This window comes from Martinezella paranaensis (assembly GCF_014200235.1).
Classification (GTDB): Bacteria; Pseudomonadota; Alphaproteobacteria; order Rhizobiales; family Rhizobiaceae; genus Rhizobium; species Rhizobium paranaense.
On record NZ_JACHBI010000005.1, the window covers coordinates 59,148 to 76,306 of the forward strand.

Annotated in this window: 23 protein-coding genes; 12 read left to right on the forward strand and 11 right to left on the reverse strand. The window is 56.9% G+C overall.

Annotated features, from left to right (window positions below):
• Positions 1-68: 68 nt before the first annotated feature.
• Positions 69-1,133, reverse strand: coding sequence for a class II fructose-bisphosphate aldolase (gene fba / locus GGD50_RS13975; RefSeq protein ID WP_183937861.1), 1,065 nt, complete (start codon positions 1,131-1,133; stop codon positions 69-71).
• 384 nt (positions 1,134-1,517) lie between these two features.
• A complete protein-coding gene (locus GGD50_RS13980; protein WP_183937863.1) occupies positions 1,518-1,727 on the reverse strand; it encodes a hypothetical protein in 210 nt (69 codons plus the stop codon).
• Positions 1,728-1,851: 124 nt separating this feature from the next.
• On the opposite strand from GGD50_RS13980, the gene GGD50_RS13985 reads away from it, so the two are divergent.
• From GGD50_RS13985 to GGD50_RS13995, 3 genes are all read left to right on the forward strand, one after another.
• Entirely contained in the window at positions 1,852-2,595 is a 744-nt protein-coding gene (locus GGD50_RS13985; RefSeq protein ID WP_183937865.1) for a LuxR family transcriptional regulator, read from the forward strand.
• A gap of 78 nt (positions 2,596-2,673) precedes the next feature.
• Positions 2,674-3,339: an acyl-homoserine-lactone synthase gene (locus GGD50_RS13990; protein ID WP_183937867.1), complete on the forward strand. Its 666-nt coding sequence runs from the start codon at positions 2,674-2,676 to the stop codon at positions 3,337-3,339.
• A gap of 37 nt (positions 3,340-3,376) precedes the next feature.
• On the forward strand, positions 3,377-3,640 hold the full coding sequence (locus GGD50_RS13995; protein WP_183937869.1) for a hypothetical protein: 264 nt from the start codon (positions 3,377-3,379) through the stop codon (positions 3,638-3,640).
• 192 nt (positions 3,641-3,832) lie between these two features.
• Here the strand turns inward: GGD50_RS13995 and GGD50_RS14000 are convergent, their stop codons facing one another.
• From GGD50_RS14000 to GGD50_RS14010, 3 genes are all read right to left on the reverse strand, one after another.
• A complete protein-coding gene (locus GGD50_RS14000; RefSeq protein WP_183937871.1) occupies positions 3,833-4,039 on the reverse strand; it encodes a CsbD family protein in 207 nt (68 codons plus the stop codon).
• Positions 4,040-4,587: 548 nt separating this feature from the next.
• On the reverse strand, positions 4,588-4,752 hold the full coding sequence (locus GGD50_RS14005) for a DUF1328 domain-containing protein (RefSeq protein WP_183937873.1): 165 nt from the start codon (positions 4,750-4,752) through the stop codon (positions 4,588-4,590).
• 167 nt (positions 4,753-4,919) lie between these two features.
• Positions 4,920-5,444 (reverse strand): hypothetical protein, encoded by a 525-nt coding sequence (locus tag GGD50_RS14010; RefSeq protein ID WP_183937875.1) that lies wholly within the window; start codon positions 5,442-5,444, stop codon positions 4,920-4,922.
• 243 nt (positions 5,445-5,687) lie between these two features.
• On the opposite strand from GGD50_RS14010, the gene GGD50_RS14015 reads away from it, so the two are divergent.
• Complete coding sequence (locus GGD50_RS14015) at positions 5,688-5,966, forward strand: hypothetical protein (RefSeq protein ID WP_183937877.1); 279 nt, start codon at positions 5,688-5,690, stop codon at positions 5,964-5,966.
• Between the two features lie 64 nt (positions 5,967-6,030).
• Here the strand turns inward: GGD50_RS14015 and GGD50_RS14020 are convergent, their stop codons facing one another.
• Positions 6,031-6,372, reverse strand: coding sequence for a DUF2934 domain-containing protein (locus GGD50_RS14020; protein ID WP_183937879.1), 342 nt, complete (start codon positions 6,370-6,372; stop codon positions 6,031-6,033).
• A 126-nt stretch (positions 6,373-6,498) separates the two neighbouring features.
• Positions 6,499-7,308: a mechanosensitive ion channel family protein gene (locus tag GGD50_RS14025; RefSeq protein ID WP_183937881.1), complete on the reverse strand. Its 810-nt coding sequence runs from the start codon at positions 7,306-7,308 to the stop codon at positions 6,499-6,501.
• Positions 7,309-7,999: 691 nt separating this feature from the next.
• Between GGD50_RS14025 and GGD50_RS14030 the strand changes: the two genes are divergently transcribed.
• From GGD50_RS14030 to GGD50_RS14040, 3 genes are all read left to right on the forward strand, one after another.
• Positions 8,000-8,185: a hypothetical protein gene (locus GGD50_RS14030; RefSeq protein ID WP_246451192.1), complete on the forward strand. Its 186-nt coding sequence runs from the start codon at positions 8,000-8,002 to the stop codon at positions 8,183-8,185.
• 244 nt (positions 8,186-8,429) lie between these two features.
• The gene (locus tag GGD50_RS14035) at positions 8,430-9,008 is read left to right on the forward strand and encodes an RBBP9/YdeN family alpha/beta hydrolase (RefSeq protein WP_183937883.1); all 579 of its coding nucleotides are present in this window, start codon (positions 8,430-8,432) and stop codon (positions 9,006-9,008) included.
• 112 nt (positions 9,009-9,120) lie between these two features.
• On the forward strand, positions 9,121-9,780 hold the full coding sequence (locus GGD50_RS14040; protein ID WP_183937885.1) for a peroxiredoxin: 660 nt from the start codon (positions 9,121-9,123) through the stop codon (positions 9,778-9,780).
• Positions 9,781-10,085: 305 nt separating this feature from the next.
• Here the strand turns inward: GGD50_RS14040 and GGD50_RS14045 are convergent, their stop codons facing one another.
• Positions 10,086-10,838, reverse strand: a complete 753-nt coding sequence (locus GGD50_RS14045; protein WP_183937887.1) for a YoaK family protein — start codon at positions 10,836-10,838, stop codon at positions 10,086-10,088.
• A 426-nt stretch (positions 10,839-11,264) separates the two neighbouring features.
• Between GGD50_RS14045 and GGD50_RS14050 the strand changes: the two genes are divergently transcribed.
• Both GGD50_RS14050 and GGD50_RS14055 read left to right on the forward strand, forming a co-directional pair.
• Complete coding sequence (locus GGD50_RS14050; RefSeq protein WP_183937889.1) at positions 11,265-11,540, forward strand: DUF982 domain-containing protein; 276 nt, start codon at positions 11,265-11,267, stop codon at positions 11,538-11,540.
• A gap of 173 nt (positions 11,541-11,713) precedes the next feature.
• On the forward strand, positions 11,714-11,944 hold the full coding sequence (locus tag GGD50_RS14055) for a hypothetical protein (RefSeq protein ID WP_183937891.1): 231 nt from the start codon (positions 11,714-11,716) through the stop codon (positions 11,942-11,944).
• A gap of 3 nt (positions 11,945-11,947) precedes the next feature.
• On the opposite strand, the gene GGD50_RS14060 is transcribed toward GGD50_RS14055, so the two are convergent.
• Positions 11,948-12,388, reverse strand: coding sequence for a MarR family winged helix-turn-helix transcriptional regulator (locus tag GGD50_RS14060; RefSeq protein WP_183937893.1), 441 nt, complete (start codon positions 12,386-12,388; stop codon positions 11,948-11,950).
• Between the two features lie 285 nt (positions 12,389-12,673).
• On the opposite strand from GGD50_RS14060, the gene GGD50_RS14065 reads away from it, so the two are divergent.
• On the forward strand, positions 12,674-13,507 hold the full coding sequence (locus tag GGD50_RS14065; protein WP_210318845.1) for an alpha/beta fold hydrolase: 834 nt from the start codon (positions 12,674-12,676) through the stop codon (positions 13,505-13,507).
• Between the two features lie 76 nt (positions 13,508-13,583).
• Here GGD50_RS14065 and GGD50_RS14070 read toward each other — a convergent pair whose 3' ends face one another.
• Positions 13,584-14,615 carry an aldo/keto reductase gene (locus GGD50_RS14070; protein WP_183937897.1) on the reverse strand — a complete coding sequence of 344 codons (1,032 nt, stop codon included), beginning with the start codon at positions 14,613-14,615 and terminating at the stop codon, positions 13,584-13,586.
• Positions 14,616-14,989: 374 nt separating this feature from the next.
• Between GGD50_RS14070 and recX the strand changes: the two genes are divergently transcribed.
• Positions 14,990-15,526, forward strand: a complete 537-nt coding sequence (gene recX, locus GGD50_RS14075) for a recombination regulator RecX (protein WP_183937899.1) — start codon at positions 14,990-14,992, stop codon at positions 15,524-15,526.
• Positions 15,527-15,623: 97 nt separating this feature from the next.
• Positions 15,624-16,223 (forward strand): DUF922 domain-containing Zn-dependent protease, encoded by a 600-nt coding sequence (locus GGD50_RS14080; RefSeq protein ID WP_183937901.1) that lies wholly within the window; start codon positions 15,624-15,626, stop codon positions 16,221-16,223.
• A gap of 14 nt (positions 16,224-16,237) precedes the next feature.
• Here the strand turns inward: GGD50_RS14080 and GGD50_RS14085 are convergent, their stop codons facing one another.
• Entirely contained in the window at positions 16,238-17,044 is an 807-nt protein-coding gene (locus tag GGD50_RS14085) for an IclR family transcriptional regulator (protein ID WP_183937903.1), read from the reverse strand.
• Positions 17,045-17,159 lie beyond the last annotated feature (115 nt).

Genomic DNA, 17,159 nt, shown 5'->3' on the forward strand with positions numbered 1-17,159 from the left:
TCTGCGAAGGCGCTGCGGACAGATAGTTCGCGTTCTTGCCGAAGCCGGATTGTCGCCCGGCGTTGGCTTTACGAAAAGACCGGATCGAGCGCGCCGGACTTGTAGCGCTTTGCCATTTCCGAGACCGATAGCGGCTGGATGCGCGTCGCATGACCTGCCGTCCCAAACTGCTCGAACCGCTCCCTACAAAGCTTCGTCAGCGCGGCCATGGCGGGCTTCATGTACTTGCGCGGGTCGAATTCGCTCGGGTCTTCCTGCAACACGCGGCGAATCTGGCCGGTCATCGCCATGCGGCCATCGGTGTCGATGTTGATCTTGCGCACACCGTTCTTGATGCCGCGTTGGATTTCTTCGACCGGCACGCCCCAAGTGGGCTTCATCTGGCCGCCGTACTTGTTGATGATCTCCTGCAGTTCTTCCGGAACTGAAGAAGAGCCGTGCATCACCAGATGTGTATTTGGCAATTTGCGGTGGATCTCTTCGATCACATTCATCGCCAGCACTTTGCCGTCGGGCTTGCGGGAGAACTTGTAGGCGCCGTGCGAGGTGCCCATGGCGATCGCCAAGGCATCGACCCTCGTTTCCCGCACGAATTTGACCGCCTCGTCCGGGTTGGTGAGAAGCTGGTCATGCGAGAGCTTGCCTTCGGCGCCATGGCCGTCCTCTGCTTCGCCCATGCCGGTCTCCAGCGAGCCGAGCACGCCGAGCTCTCCTTCCACCGAGATGCCGCCAAGGTGGGCCATATCGGTGACGGTCTTCGTTACACCGACGTTATAGTCCCAATCGGCCGGCGTCTTGGCGTCGGCCTTCAGGGAGCCGTCCATCATCACCGACGTGAAACCGGCCTGAATGGCGGTCATGCAACTGGACGGATCGTTGCCATGATCCAGATGGACGCAAAGCGGGATGTGAGGATAGATCTCGGCGACGGCATCCATCATGTGTTTCAGCATGATGTCGTTGGCATAGGCTCTGGCACCGCGCGATGCCTGCATGATGACGGGTGCGTTGACGGCATCGGCCGCCTCCATGATGGCGAGCGCCTGTTCCATGTTGTTGATATTAAAAGCGGGGACGCCATAGCCATGTTCTGCTGCGTCATCGAGCAACTGTCTCAACGTGATGCGTGCCATTCAAGCTCTCTCCCTTTAGCATTGCGAGCGACTGCGATCATTTTGATACTTATGGGGATGTCATTTCGATTGCACCGGAGGGTGGCTACAGGTCGTAGCCGGATGCGTGGATCAAAGATGACAGAAACCTCCCGAAAACGTCATGGAAAGCCCATAACATCCCATCAAAATTCATAACAGCATAAACTAACAAGATCACATGGTTTGTGACGTTTTGCGTCGTGTTCGTGAGAAATCGCGGCGAATTCGGTCGTTTACATTGAAAGCGGACGGCGGAATGATGGAAAGCGCAAACTTGCGAGGGAGGGTGGATGTCGGAAAGGTTGCGCCAGCCCCTGGGCAGGCGGCGCTGCTGATCGCGCAGATCCCGGCGGGACAGCGGTTCTATCGGAAAAAAGAGGGGATGGGATCGATCGTCTCGGGGGATAGAGCACGATAGACCCGAACCCAAAACAGCGCTTCGCTTGTCCTTTGGTTTCGTTCGGCGATCAGAGCCCGTATCAACGCTTCCGAGCCGGCCATATCGTGCCAGCTCATTTTCAATCCACTGGCGGCTTGGCTCACCGCCTCCTCAGCTTCGTCGGCTTGGCCCATCTCGCTCTCCTAACGTGAGGATATACGGGCGCCTTTGCGAACGTCATTCCCCTCATATGTGGGGATGCCCTTGTTTGTGGAAGCAATCTCGCGGTAGGATGGTATCAAAGGTAGGTGATGCGTCATGCGGGGAACCTCCGACAACCCAAGATTCGAGCACGCCTTCAATGAGATCAAAGCGGCGCCCAATGTGGACACCGCCATTCGGTCTCTGCAGGCGGCATATCACGTCGACTACGTGACCTACCATCTCGCGCAGACAATTATGGATACGATCGACGCACCGTTTGTTCGTACCACCTATCCCGATGCCTGGGTTTCCCGATATCTCCTGCACGGTTATGTTAGGATTGATCCGGTCGTCAGGGAAGGTTTTCTCCGTCAACTTCCGTTCGACTGGAGCGAGGTCGAGCCGACGCCAGAGGCCTACGCGCTATTGGTCGACGCGCAGAAACATGGCCTTGGCGGCAACGGTTACTCCATTCCCGTCGTCGACAAGGCCAGGCGCCGGTCGTTGCTTTCCATCAATTCAGCTTTGCCGGCCGATGAATGGCAGGAACTGGTCACGAGTTCTCAAGAGGCGTGGACAGAACTTGCGCATCTCATCCATACCAAAGCTGTGCTGGAACTCTATGGCGAACATGATCCGGTGCCATCCTTGAGCCCGAGGGAAATCGAGTGCCTGCATTGGACAGCGCTTGGCAAGGACTACAAGGACATCGCGCTGATTCTCGACATTTCCGAGCATACGACGCGCGACTATCTGAAGACGGCGCGGTTCAAGCTGGGCTGCGCCACGCTCTCGGCCGCCACGACCAAAGCCGTCCAGCTTCGCATCATTACACCGCTCACAAATCCCCTCAAATGAGGGGCTCCATTTGCGGGATTTCCGACCCTGGCTTTCAGGCTCATTCTTGCCTTACGACAGCAACTGTTGGAGGCGAAAATGTTCATAGTTATTCAAGCTCATGAATATCATAAATACGCGAACATCCTCGATCAGATGTTCCGCCTTCGTAAGACGATCTTTGCGGATACGCTTGGCTGGGACGTAACCGTCATCGGCCCCTACGAACGCGATAGCTACGATGCTCTCGGCCCCGCCTATCTTGTTTGGTGCGATGAGCGGCGTGTGCGGTTCTACGGCGGGATAAGGCTCATGCCGACGACGGGACCGACACTTCTCTACGATGTCTTCAGAGAGACGTTTCCGGCCGCAACCGACCTCGTTGCGCCGGGGATCTGGGAAGGAACCCGCATGTGCATCGACGAGGCCGCGATCGCAAGCGAGTTTCCCGACATCGATGCCGGCCGGGCATTCAGTCTGTTGTTGCTCGCACTTTGCGAATGCGCCCTCGACCACGGCATCCACACGATGATTTCCAACTACGAACCCTATCTTAAGCGGGTGTACAAGCGGGCGGGTGCTGAAGTCGACGAACTTGGCCGCTGCGACGGATATGGGAAATATCCTGTTTGCTGTGGTGCTTTCGAGGTCTCGCAGCGTGTCCTGGCGAATATGCGGCGCATGCTGAACGTCTCGGCTCCGCTTTACGTTCGCCCCAAGCCAATACGATCCGTTACCACACGACTGTTGGAGATGGCGGCGTGAGCAACGTGACCTTCGTGTTTCGAATTAGGAGGCGCCCATGCCCAGCGACGATAGTCTGAGAGTGCGTGAATTTGTCAGAATGTTCAGACTGATTTCCTCGGCGAAGGATGCAGCCGAAGCACTGCAGCTTCGCAACCTAGTCCACCTGACGAATATGGCATTGCTGCAGGTGGCACTGGACTGGGATGGTCTGGACCCGGAACGAGATCCCGATATCGACCTGGGAGGGCTCGTTCGCGAGAAAGCGCGGATCGCGATGAGGAACGGCAGAGAGAACCTGCTTGTTCTACCCCATTCGTGAATAACCGAGCTAGAGCGTCCTCCGCTTTCAGGCGGGACTACCTGGAAGCGGATAAGATCCTCTAGCGCCGGGATATCCATGAACTTCCATTCGGTCGATCGGCGTCTGCGTCAACCCGATCCAGCATTCGAACTCGGTGTTTGAGATCGAAAGAAGCCCCGCAGAAGCGGGGCAATTGCTGAATGCGACCTGTTAGTGCCAGGTCTGTCGATTATACCAGGAGTCAATGTCGCGCCGTGCGCGATCTCTTTGCAAACCATAGCGTTCCTGGAGTTTGCCTTCGAGCTGATCCAGGCGACCGTCGATTTGATCGAGGTCGTCATCGGTGAGCTTACCCCACTGCTCCTTGACCTTGCCTTTAACCTGTTTCCAGTTTCCTTCGACTCTGTTCCAATCCATAATTTCCGCCTCGCTATCTTGGTTGCGTTATGGGAAGATAACGCAGCTTGGCTATCTTTGTTCGGTAGGGAGACCTGCTGTAAACGGCGAAAATGACCGGTTAGACAGACTTACGAAAATCCGACGAGTGTGCCGCACCCGATTGGTATGGGTCAAATAACGTATAGAAGTTGTCATAAAAATATGCTTTAAATCAACCGTCGGACGTGCCCGCGCCCGACTGCTGGACTATCTTTTGCCCTATCCCTGAGCGGATAGGGCTTTTTCTTTTTTGTGAGAGTGAACCTCTTCGCACGAAGCGATCATCGAATGGCTTCTCGTCCGCCAATCTTTAGGCCCGCCGCGGTGCTGGGCAAGCACGCGACGGGCCAGGGCATCGCTGCTTGGTTCATGCGACACCCGGTGGCGCCCCCCTGCCACCTGCGTCCAAACCGATATGATGTGGGGAAGTTCCAGTGAGTTTTAGAAAGCTCCGCTAAAGAACTACACCCTATACAAAAGGCGTAGTTCCCTAGCCGAGCCATGACGTGGCCGCTTCTTTCTTGGTCTTATGGTCTCCGCACGACCCGCATAACCAGCGAGACGATAAACAAGACCAAGAAGATGAAGAATAGAAACTGTGCTATCGAAGCAGAGGCGCCTGCGATGCCTCCGAATCCGAGAATGCCGGCAATCAGCGCCACAACAAAAAACACCAGAGCATAGTAAAGCATCGTGCTCTCCTTTCGATTGATGTAGGAGATAACGGAGCGCTTCGGTATTGGTTCCGAAACGTCATGCCCGGGCCAAGCTGACCTTTCGGCTTGGTCAAGGTATCGATCGTTCAGGTGACGCACATAGATGCCGGCGATGAACAGGGCCGACGGCAACCGTTCATTGGCTATCCAAAATTCAGCGCGTGCTGGAATGATCTGTCGCCCTCATTGGGCTCTGGTGGTTCCGCTGCCTGAAGGTAGAATTTGACAGGCGCGGTCAGAACGAACCAAATATTTGCTCCGAACAAGAAATACGCGCCCACGGAGTCGCCGGCGCCGGCGAAAAAGGGCAGACTGGCGGACATGAACAAGACGGTCATTCTCACCGACCATTCCGCTTCTCGTCTCGCGAAGGCATGTGTCCTAAGGCGCGCATATTCCCGCCGGCCATACGTATCGGTTTTTCTCATCGAAAAAAGGAGCTTCCAAAGGGAGGGAAGCGCCAGCATGATGAGAGCTGAAATGCTGAGGAGGAGCCCGGAGCCGTGAAGAAAATGTTCAGCGGCAATCAGAAGAAACAGGAGCACGGCAAGGTGCCAGGTCGGCTCGAGCCGCTCTGGAGGCTGACCAGAATAAACATGCCACGCTCGAAGCCAATTGGCTGCGCCATCGAGCAGCGGCTGATCGATGTAACGATTGATCCATTCCATTTGTAAGCGGTCCCATTGCCGGAGGAGAAGGGAACAACACGCAAATCGGTCATCATCGTGGCAATGCCATCGATAACCGGCGAATGGCTGCTGCGGCAGGAACTGCTGGTGGCCGGAACTACATGAATAGTCTATCGTTATAGCCATCTCTCATCGAAGGGAGATCATGCAATTCACCGACGGAGGCGTCGCGTTAAACGACGTCGTTGCTCCAGTGGAATTCATCGGCGAAGGAGTCGAACCTTGAACACTGCCAATCTCCAACTTGAAGGTCTTCTCACCGCAGTCGCTTCAATCAATGCCCTTCTCGTCGACAGCGGCATCGTTTCTCGCAGCGATATGCAGCAGGCGTTGGAACGTGCACAGCAAGGCGTCAACGGCGAGGCCCGCGGCCTATCGGAAGCCAATCGAAAGGCCATGCTCTTTCCCATTCGTCTGCTGCTGCTCGCCAACGAGGAGTCGAGCCTGGGGAGAGCCAGGACATTTGCCGAATATGCAGAAGCGGTCGGCAAATCATCCTGAAATGCTCGCGCTCAAAGAGCCATGAAGCTGCGGTCGAGCTAAAGATGATTGCGGCGGTGTCGCTTTAAGGCTGTTCCCGCGTACCTGGCGCAGCGGTCCGTTCGTTCGCGTCTTCAAGATCGCCTTTTACCAGAAATGCGTCCGTATGTTCGGCGGCTGCTTCCCTTGGCGCATCCAATTTTGGCACGTCGTCGCCCTCGATCTCGGTCTTATCGAGATGAAACTCACCATTGATCTGTTTTTCTGCACGTTCCCAATGCTCGAGGTGTCGACCTTCTGGTCTGCCTTCGTTTTCCCATATGGAGTAGGCCCGCTCTCTGATTTCCTTTTCGAGATCTCTTGTTGGTGCTTCCGCCGTTTGTGATTCATCGGCTGCTGGCGAATTGGTCGGTCTGTCATCTGCCATCGGTCATCTCCTTTTCGCCTATCAATCGACGTGGGGAGAGTATGTTCCTTGACCGGCCCGCCTTTTGTTCATTCGCCACAAAATTCCTAACACGGCACGTCGTCGGCTGATGCAACGCTCGGTGCTTTACTTGAGCATGATGCCCTTGTCTGCAAGGCCTCGTCTCAGCCGGTCGATCACGGCATGGCGCGTCTCCGACCATTCCCTCGTTTTCGCCCAGTATTCGATCATCAATACCGTCTTGTCGGCGGTGAGATCGTCCGAATAGACGCGGGAGGGTGGATCGTTTCGCACCCGTTCGTCCGATCTGACGAGCTCGAGTATCGCCTGCATCACCACGTCGATATCGACATCGTTGCCGACAGCGACCGACAATTGCTGGCGCCGGCTGACCTCGCGGCTGTGATTTTTGATCGGCGTATTCCACAGCGTTGAATTCGGAGCCATCAGGTAGAGGCCGTCGGCTGTCTTCATCACAGTCGCGAACAAGCCTATTTCGAGAATGCGTCCCTCGACATTGGTCGTCTCGATATATTCACCAACACGCAGCGGCCTGAGCACCAGAAGCATGATACCGGCTGCAATGTTTTGAAGCGTGCCTTGCAGCGCCAAGCCGATCGCCAAGCCTGCAGCGCCGAGAGCGGCAACGATCGACGCGGTCTGAATGCCGAATTGCGCCAGTACGGCGACAAAAACAAAGATGAGAATACTGTAATGCAGGACGTTTTCGAAAAAGCGGGCAAGCGTCTCGTCGATCCCATGGATTCTCGACAGACCTTGATAGGCCCACCGGCTGAAAACTCCGGACAGAATCCAGCCGACGATGAGAAGAATGACGGCGCCGGCGATGGAGAAGCTATATTGTACAGCCAGGGCCGCTGCTTGGCTGAAGGCGGCGCGCGCGGCAAGAATAAGGTTGACCGGCTGATTTTCCATTGAAAAAGCATCCTTCCAAGACGGTAGCAACGATGATTTGGTCTGAAATAGTCCGTTGAACCCGTTTTCAACCGCGCGGTTGCGGTTTCTGCCGAGAGGAAGTGGCGCCCGGATGGATATCGAGGGCGGCGATGTCCTGGTTGAGTTCTGATGAGATCTTCTTCGTCATCACGCCCCCTCTGGGTGGCGAGACAAGTGGCGGGCGTATCCGAAAAAAGCGCCGCCGTTCCAGCAACGCCTGCTCCACAACCAATGCAGAATATGAAAAAGAACTCGCTGCCCTCTGGCGGATAGCGGCGAGTTCTCTTCATTCAGTCCGCCGCAAAGCAATCATCTGTCCGCTTTGCCGCTGCGCGAAATTCTTCGACTCAGCACCGCCCCGAATTCCACTGAATACTTGCCACATGGCGGGGCATCCAAATAGTCGCTAATATGTATTAGCGCCTTCGGTTCGATCGGGTGATCCGGCGGATAGATCTAGTCTGCGCGGCGCGAACACCGAAGCCCTGCATCGCACACCCCCCGAATGTGACGCTGTTCGAGAACAGATTTCCCCTTTTCCTTGCAAGGAAAGATGGTCGTTCCTTTTTATCTACTATTTTTATGGGGAATATAGGCTGGCAGCTTCCGGATGGCCGGCAGGCGGAAGGCTTTGGCCGACGAGGCGTGGATCAACGAGATGGAGGATCGCATGAAATTCGATTTCATCAGCCGCCTGAAGGCAATCTTCAGCCGTCTTGCGCTTCATCGGATGGGCAAGCCGGGCGTTCAGAGAGCATCTGTCGAAAGACCGATCACGTTGGATGACGGCCGTTATCCATCGGCGAGCGATTACGAACTCTATTACTGGTGCTCCGCACCGGCGCCCTGGTATTGAGAGGAGGCACTTATGGCACTGGCCTTCGATCTGCGACGACCGGTCGTAAGACGGTTTCCGGACGACATTCGATCCCATCTCGTTTACGGCCTCGAAGTTTGCTCCGTTGCCTCGTCCTTCATATTTTTATTCGCGTTTGTGATGGGAGTATTCTGATGCTCTCTCCGCTGTATTTCAGACCCTTCGCGCGGGACAGTCAGTATGTCCTCCGCCGGTTTCCCCAAAGCACTTTGATGGGCATACGATGAGCAGAGTGTTGATCTTGCCGGGCTTGTTCGGATCGGGAGAGGGACATTGGCAGCACTATTGGCTACAGGATCAGCCGGACGGGCGCCTGGTGGATCAGGACGATTGGGATCATGCGAACCTTCGCGACTGGATGGCAAAGCTTGACGCAGCGCTGGAGGAGGCGGGAGAGGCCTACATCGTTGCCCACAGCCTCGGCTGCCTGCTGACCGCGCGGCTGGCGGATCGGCCGACGGCGCGCCGTGTCAAGGGAGCGCTGCTCGTCGCGCCCTGCGATCTTCCGGCGACCGAGGCGCTTCATGCGGGGCATATTTCTTTCGGAGCCATGCCCACCGCGACCTTGCCTTTTCCCAGCCTGACGATCGGCAGCCTGAACGACATATACATGACGCTTGACCGTCTTACGATGTTCGGGCACCTCTGGAATTCCGATATCCGGAATATCGGCCTTGCGGGACATATCAATGTTGCGAGCGGCTTCGGACGCTGGCCGAGTGGGTACGGGCTGCTGGAGATGCTGAAGGCGCGGGCTAGACACCGGAGACCGCGAAGGTCCATGTCTGTGGCTACCGCCTAAAGGAGGACTTTTCTTCGAATGCATTAGGCGGCATCCTGCGGTACATTTTTTAACTCGACGTTCGTCGCCAGCAATTTTGCCGGGACGACGAGCCACTATGGGGAGGACCACCATGAGCCTGCGTATCAACGATATCGCACCCGACTTTACCGCCGACACCACCCGCGGACCGATCCGGTTTCATGACTGGCTTGGCGACGGCTGGGCAGTCCTGTTCTCGCATCCCAAGAATTTCACGCCGGTCTGCACGACCGAGCTGGGGGCAATGGCAGGCCTTGAGCAGGATTTCGCCAAGCGCGGCGTCAAGATCATCGGCATTTCCGTCGATCCGGTCGAAAGCCACAGCAAGTGGAAGAGCGACATCAAGACGGCGACCGGCTTCGATGTCGAATATCCGCTGATCGGCGATAAGGATCTCAACGTCGCCAAGCTCTATGACATGCTGCCAGCCGGTGCCGGCGAAAGCTCGGAAGGCCGCACGCCTGCCGATAATGCCACCGTGCGCTCGGTCTTCATCATCGGACCAGACAAGAAGATCAAGCTGATCCTCACCTATCCGATGACGACGGGCCGCAACTTCAACGAAATCCTGCGCGCCATCGACTCCATTCAGTTGACGGCAAAGCATCAGGTCGCCACGCCGGCGAACTGGCAGCAGGGCGAAGATGTCATCATCACGGCCGCCGTATCCAACGAAGACGCCATCACGCGCTTCGGCTCGTTCGATACGGTTCTGCCCTACCTTCGCAAAACGAAACAGCCGTCGGCCTAAGTGGGCAGCATATGGGAACGTCGGCCGGGCTACGAGCCGCGTTCCCTTTCCGTCGGCTGATGGCCTGCCATCGGCTCATCTCCTGTTCAACGTGTTGACAGGCTGAAAACTGTCAGCGCGTTGATGCCATTTTATCCCTGTGAGTAGGAGAGCTTGTTAAACTCAATCTGCGCTTTCCTAAAGTTATTGTTTAAGATCAATAACTTTGCATATTGTATTGTTCTTAAAGATTTTTTTATACCAATATGGCTGGGTGCCAGTTTTGGCCGTCTCCCCGGACCACGGCATTGGAAGAGATTGCGGACTCACCGATGTATGTCAGACGGGAAGGTGCCCACAGCCGACGCAGCTCCTTTTGCCCGCCGAATTGCATCCAACGCGATCACCGTCAACAAGGTCGCGGCTAGAATGAGAAGGTAGCCGCCGACGGCGCGGTAGATGAGGACGCCCAGAATGCCGCCGATCAGGAAGGCGGCTATTGTGTAGAAATGCAGCCGGAGCTTGCTCAGATTGTGCCGCGCCTCGGCCTCGGGCTCGCGCCCACGCAGAATGTCGAAGGCGATCCCAAGTTCGATACCGAGATCGGTGGCCATGCCGGATACGTGCGTAGTGCGCACGCGCGCATCGGAGATGCGGGTGACAACGGCATTCTGCACGCCCATTAGGAATGCGAGACCGAGAACGAGAACCGGCACACGCCAGACAGCCAGCAGCCAGAGATCCGCGCAGCCGAGAAGGCCAAGCAGTGCAGCCTCCGTCAGGATGCTATAGGCGTAAATGGCATGGACGTTGCGGCGGCGGCCTTCGTTGATGATCAGCGTCGACACTGCTGCACCAACTATGAACGCCACCACGATCCCGGCATAGAACAGCGCCGAGAGCCAATGGCCAATGGCCAGATCATCCGAGAGCGCCGAGACATTGCCCGTCATGTTGGCGGAGAAGAAGCCGACGGCATAGAAAGCCGATGCGTTCAACGCGCCAGCGATGGCGGCAAGCGAGCCCGCAAGGCCGCGGTCGATCTTTTCGTTACGATGAGAACCTTGTCTTACGAGCATGTGGTGCGAACTATCGGTGTGACGGCGTTGGAATAGCCGTGAGGGATGAGGTTTAATTCAAGCGGTTTTTTCATCGTCGTGCTGAAATATCTTATTGGCTTAATGACGGCGAAGCATTCCCTTGCAGCCGCGCTTGGGCGGCCTCCTTCGTCATCCTCAGCGGTAGCGGCTGACTCCATATGATGGAGCTCGTCGGCCACGAATGGCTCCTTTGGTGCGTGAAACGATCGCAGCTTACTCCGAGGCTTTGAGTCTTTACAAGCGGGGGTTTCTATCCGTGCTGCAAAGTCTGCAGGACGCGCACTTACGAGGTCCTCGGAAGAGGTGGATCAGCCAAATGCCGCCAGTCTCCCTTGAACATGGGTGAGACCAGGCAATATTCACAGATCAGAGCGATGTGGGACGGCATTCGACGGGAGGAAGAAAATGTTGAACAACAATGTTCCCTGGATACGGCCTGTCATCATTCGATTGCAATGCGGTCTGGAGCGCAGTTTTTCCGGCGCATACGATGCCCTGGATTTCCTCGAACATGAGTGGCCGGTTCGGCACGGAAAGCAGTATGACCGCGCAGGCAAAACCTGCCGCGGGGCATTGAGTGGCGTAATCCCCTCGATCGTCGCGCGTGAAGCCTTTCTTGCTGCGTGCCTAGAGGCAGACATGCCGGCGCTCACTTTGCCTCGCAAGGCCATACCGCACTAAGCCTTCGGATTTTCGCGGACGACGCGCTGTAGTAGAATTTGAGCGGACGGCTCCGTCTGAGGGCGGAGCTACTGGCGGCGGTATAGGTGACACCGTCAAACGCCCAACGAGCGGAGCAAATCTCTCCGGTTGGCGGCGTCCGATATCATCAACGTTTCAGGTTGGAGAAGACAATGCCTCCCGAAGAGATGAACGACGTGCTGACGAAGCTGCCGCTCCGGATTGGTGCCTATGTGCCCGAAGACCTGCTTGAAGACTGGTTTGCGCCAGGGACCGGGATGAACCCGGTCAGCAAGGCAGCCCTCGACAATGCCGAGGCCTATGGCCGACGCTTCGAATGCGAATTCAAATATTATCCCGAACGCTATGAGGGCGTGTTTTGGAAGTTCGTACCGGCCATGTAGGGTTTATTGCTCTCCGCCGAGCATCTCGCGCAATTCCCGAACTTGCCGATTCAATGCATCCAACTGGGCGGGCGTCATGCCCGAGCGTTCCGTCAGGGTCTCGCCAAGACAGCGGCTCCGGGCAAACAGCGCGCGGCCGGCTTCCGTCAGCCAAACATGGACCTGACGTTCGTCGATTTTGCTGCGTCGGCGTTCGACATAACCAGCTTGTTCCAGCCGCTGCACCGGGGGCGTAATCGTGCTCGATTCCAGTGCGAGCCGATCGGCGATTGCGCCGACCGTCAGCCCATCATTCTCCCCCAACGTACATAAGACCAGATATTGCGGATAGGTGATGCCCATTGAATCCAGCATCGGTTTGTACGTGCGGTTGATAGCGATGCTGGCCGCATAGAGCGAAAAACAAAGCTGATTGTCCAAGGGGACGGGTTTGGGTTCCGACATGGGTATCTTCCAATTGTGCTCGTCATTCCTATATCACGAAAAAAGATATCGCGATAAATTTTTGTAGACAGCGGCTCGAAACGGCTCTAAGTAGATAGATATCGCAATAACAAATAGCGCGATATTAAATTAATGGAGATTGAAATGAGCCAGTCGATCAATCAAGCTACGCGCCGAGGTGTCATGACGGCCGGACTCGGCCTGGCCGCTACGGCGGCTATCATGCCCTTCGCTCAAACCGCACAAGCCTCTCCCGTAAAACAGTCTACGAAAGGTAAGGACACTATGAGCAGCAGCACGATTACGACCAAGGATGGAACGCAGATCTTCTACAAGGACTGGGGCACAGGTCAGCCGATCGTCTTTCATCACGGCTGGCCGCTGAGCGCCGACGACTGGGACGCGCAGATGCTGTTTTTCCTGAACCAGGGCTTCCGCGTTATCGCCCATGATCGCCGTGGTCATGGCCGCTCGAGCCAGACGGCAACCGGCAATGAAATGGACACCTATGCCGCCGATGTCGCAGCGCTGGCGGCTCACCTCGATCTGAAGGGCGCCATCCATGTCGGTCACTCGACTGGCGGCGGTGAAGTTGCTCGCTATGTGGCCCAATATGGCGGCAACGGCAGGGTCTCCAAAGCGGTGCTGATCGGTGCGGTTCCGCCGATCATGGTCAAGTCCGAGAAAAATCCCGGTGGCTTGCCGATCGAAGTGTTTGACGGCTTCCGCGCCGCGCTTGCCGCAAATCGCGCCCAGTTCTTCCATGATATTCCGGCCGGCCCGTTCTACGGTTTCAATCGTCCGGGTGCGACCGTCTCGGAAGGCGTCATCGATAACTGGTGGCGTCAGGGTATGATGGGCGGCGCCAAGGCTCACTATGATTGCATCAAGGCTTTCTCGGAAACTGATTTCACCGAGGACCTGAAGAAGATCGATGTGCCCGTACTGGTGATGCATGGCGACGACGACCAGATCGTGCCGATCGCGGATTCGGCGCTTCTGTCTTCCAAGCTGCTCAAGGACGCGACGTTGAAGGTCTACAAGGGCCTCCCGCATGGCATGGCCACCACCCATGCCGATGTCATCAACGCCGACCTGCTCGCCTTCTTCAAGGCGTAACGATCCCTACAAAAATAGAGCGCCCGCCGGAAGGCGGGCGCTTTGCGCGCAACGTCGTAAGCCCTCACACTAAATCTTACCGGCCACCTTCGATCTTGCGGTGACGCTGGTTGGTGCCGCCTTTGCCGTAGGGGTAATCCGCCGACTGCGGTGCGCTGACGTCGTTGAGCCTGTCCATCTCTTCTTTTGACAGCGTCAGTTCCGCAGCGCCGAGATTGTCGGCAAGCTGTGCGGGCGTGCGGGCGCCGAGGATGACGGAGGTCACGGCGGGGCGCGCCGCCGTCCAGGCGAGGGCTACCTGCGCCATGCTGACGCCGCGTGCCTTGGCGATCTCCTCAACGGTGGTGATGATCGCCCAGGTTCGCTCCAGTGCATTGCGTGCCGCATAGGATTCGCTGCCGCGATTGGGATTTTCGCCGAGACGGGTTGCGCCAGTCGGCATCTGGTCGCGCCTGTATTTGCCGGTCAGCCAGCCGCCGCCGAGCGGCGACCACGGCAGCAGGCCCATGCCCGCATCCTGGCAGGCCGCGACGATTTCAAGCTCGATATCGCGGGCAAGCAGGTTGTATTGCGGTTGAAGCGTAACCGGCCGCGTATAGCCGTGCGCCTTGGCGATTTCGACGGCCTTGGCGATATGCCAGCCGACATAGTTGGAGAAGCCATAATAGCCGATCTTGCCGGCAGAGACGGCGTCATCAAGGAAACGCAGCGTCTCTTCGATCGGCGTCAGCGCGTCCCAGGCGTGCATCTGGTAGAGGTCGATGTGTTCGACATCGAGGCGCCGCAGGGAGTCATCCAGAGCCTGGTTGAGATGCCGGCGTGACAGACCGATATCGTTCGGCCCAGTGCCCATGGGGAAGCGTCCCTTGGTGGCGATGATTGCCTGCCGCGCCTCGGTCGGCCGCGCTTTCAGCCAGCGACCGATGATCTCCTCCGACTTGCCGGCGCTGTAGACATCGGCGGTGTCGATGAAATTGCCGCCCCAGGCGAAATAGTCGTCCAACAAACTGTGAGATGCGGCTTCGTCGGCTTCCGCGCCGAAGGTCATGGTGCCAAGGCAATATGCAGTGACGACAGCCCCGCTGGGGCCGAGCTTGCGATAATCCATTCCTGCCTCCTCTGGTGGAGCACCTGCACCCGATCCGCAAAGCGGCCAGCAGAGCGAGAGCCCCGTAATCTATAGCGATGTTGTGCTTGAGACGGCCTCCGGCCATCGAATGACGTTCGGCGCTCCACGCTTCAGCATGGGGCCGCAATGCAACCATAGCCAATCACGCCGCTGTGACCAAGTGGGTTTGCGAAATAAGCTGCACTGCTCCTGGTGAGATGGATTTAATTGGCTGGAGATGATCTTCGTCAACACGAGGGGTTGGTCTGACGCGTCGTTACGGGGAAAGCGAATTCATTGCGAAAGCGGGGTGCGTGACGTAAAGACCCTTAACCCCGAATCTCCTTTTCGCCGATTCTGAACATCTTCCGCCCATGGACGAAACTCCCACAACCCGAATGCTGGCCTGGGCACGCAATTCGACGGTCTATCGTCTTGAACGCAAGATGATGACCGAGAAGCAGTTGTTCGATGCCATTGCGAGAAAAGCGAAACAGAAGTTCGAAGGCATCAGCGATGCGCAGATCAAGGCCGTCGCTGACTTCGCCATCAAATTCGCCTACGACCAGAACGCTCTTAACGACGTCGCCTATGCCGAGATCAGCACGCGGTCCGCGGTCCGCTCCGGCAAGTCAAGGAAGGCCATCGCCTACAAGCTCGCTTCGAAAGGCATAGAGAACGATACGGTGGCGGCGGCTTTGGATGCTACGAACGATTTGGTCGCGGCCGTCATCTTTGCCCGTAAACGCGCCTTCGGACCTTTTCGGAGAGGTGAACTCGATGAAAAGCGAAAGACGAAAGAATTATCAGCATTCGCCCGCAACGGATTCGGTTTCGAGATCGGCAAGGCGGTTTTTCATATGAGCCGGCAGGAGGCCGAAGAACTGCTGCATTCGTCCTTGGTTTTCTGAACGGTGCAAGTTGGTCTGAATTCTCATAGCCCGATTGAAAGCGGAACCTGCAGCCGGTAGTTTCACCCGCATTGAGGCGCGGTTCGCGAGGATTTGCATGAAGGCAGGCGTTCGATCTTGTGTGCTGGCGGTCTGTTTTGCGTCATTGCCGATCGTGGCGCATGCGCAATGGCAGGCCATCGAAACGGTGAAGACCTATGCCGTTGCCGGGAAATCGGGCGCGGAACTCTACGAATCGATCGGCGGGCGAGGCCCAGAGGTTGGAAGCAAAGTTCGCGCTATCGCGTACACGGGTTTCAAACTGACGTGGACGAGGAAGTACGAGCCGCAGGGAGATGCCTGCGTCCTGGTTTCCGCACAACCGAAGCTGATCATCACCTACACGTTGCCCAAACCGGCAGAGCAATTGCCGGTCTCGACAAGAAAAAGTTGGGATACCTTCATCGCCGGCGTGCACAAGCATGAACTCGTGCATGGCGATATGATCAAGGACATGGTGAAGGAGATCGAGGCCATGAGCGTTGGCCTGACTGCCACCGCTGATCCCGATTGCCGCAAGATCAGGAACGATCTGACGAAGCGCTTGTCCGAGATTTCGAACAAGCAACGGCAGCGAGCCCGGGATTTCGACAAAACCGAACTCAGCGACGGCGGCAATCTCCAGCAGCTCGTCCTCAAATTGGTGAGGGAGCAGTAGATCCCGCCGGGAGCCTATTGCGCGGCAGCCAAATGGCTGTTGCCGATCGAAAGAGCTTCGGCAGTACGAACAAGTTCTGCGCCCAAAGCCGTCTTGTGATCTCCGGAAACATCGATCGGCAGGACGAAACAGATCGTCGCTTCGACGATGCCGTTCGAGTTCCAGATCGGAGCGGCCATGCATTGCGTGAAGCTATTGATCAGTCCCGTCGTGACGATCAGTTTCTTTTTCCTGGCCTCGCTGCATTCGCGAGCGAAATCCTCAAGCTCGACTGCACGCCCGTCGGGAAGGGTCAAGTCGCCTTCCTCCAGCAACTTACCGATTTCGTCCTGGGACATATGTGACAGCAGCAATCGTCCCGATGCCGTCCAAGGGATCGGCACCTGCGATCCGATCTCCGAGCTGATGCGGAGGGGACGGGAACCTGGGGAGGCGTGGACGATCGCCTGCTTGTTCCTATGGCGCACGCAGAGCTCGCTCGTCTCGCCCGTCTGTTTCGACAGCCGCTCGACGGCTTCTCTGCCGCGAATGATGATGTCATTCTCCTGCAGGTAGCGCGTACCGTAGAGATAGAGCAGCTTGCCGAAATAGACCCTATTGTCGCTGCCGTTGGTCTCCAGAATACCCGCATCCGAGAGAATGCCGACGAGATCGTAGATGGTCGATCGCGGTGCGTCGATAGCCTTCGGCAGGTCGGCAAGCCGTACCGGTCGCCCGGCCTTGTTCAGATAAGCGAGCAATTTCAAGACCCTATCGATGCCGCGCTCACGAGGTCCGTGGGATTCCCGGGTCTTTCGCGCACCTTCGTCGTTCGAAACCATGGCAAAAATGCTCCATTGCTGCCGCTCTGGCATTGCGCCAGCGCCGAAATCGGTATATCGTCCTAAATATAAGAAATGAGTCTTATATATAAGACAAAAGCTTGAGAAACAAGCT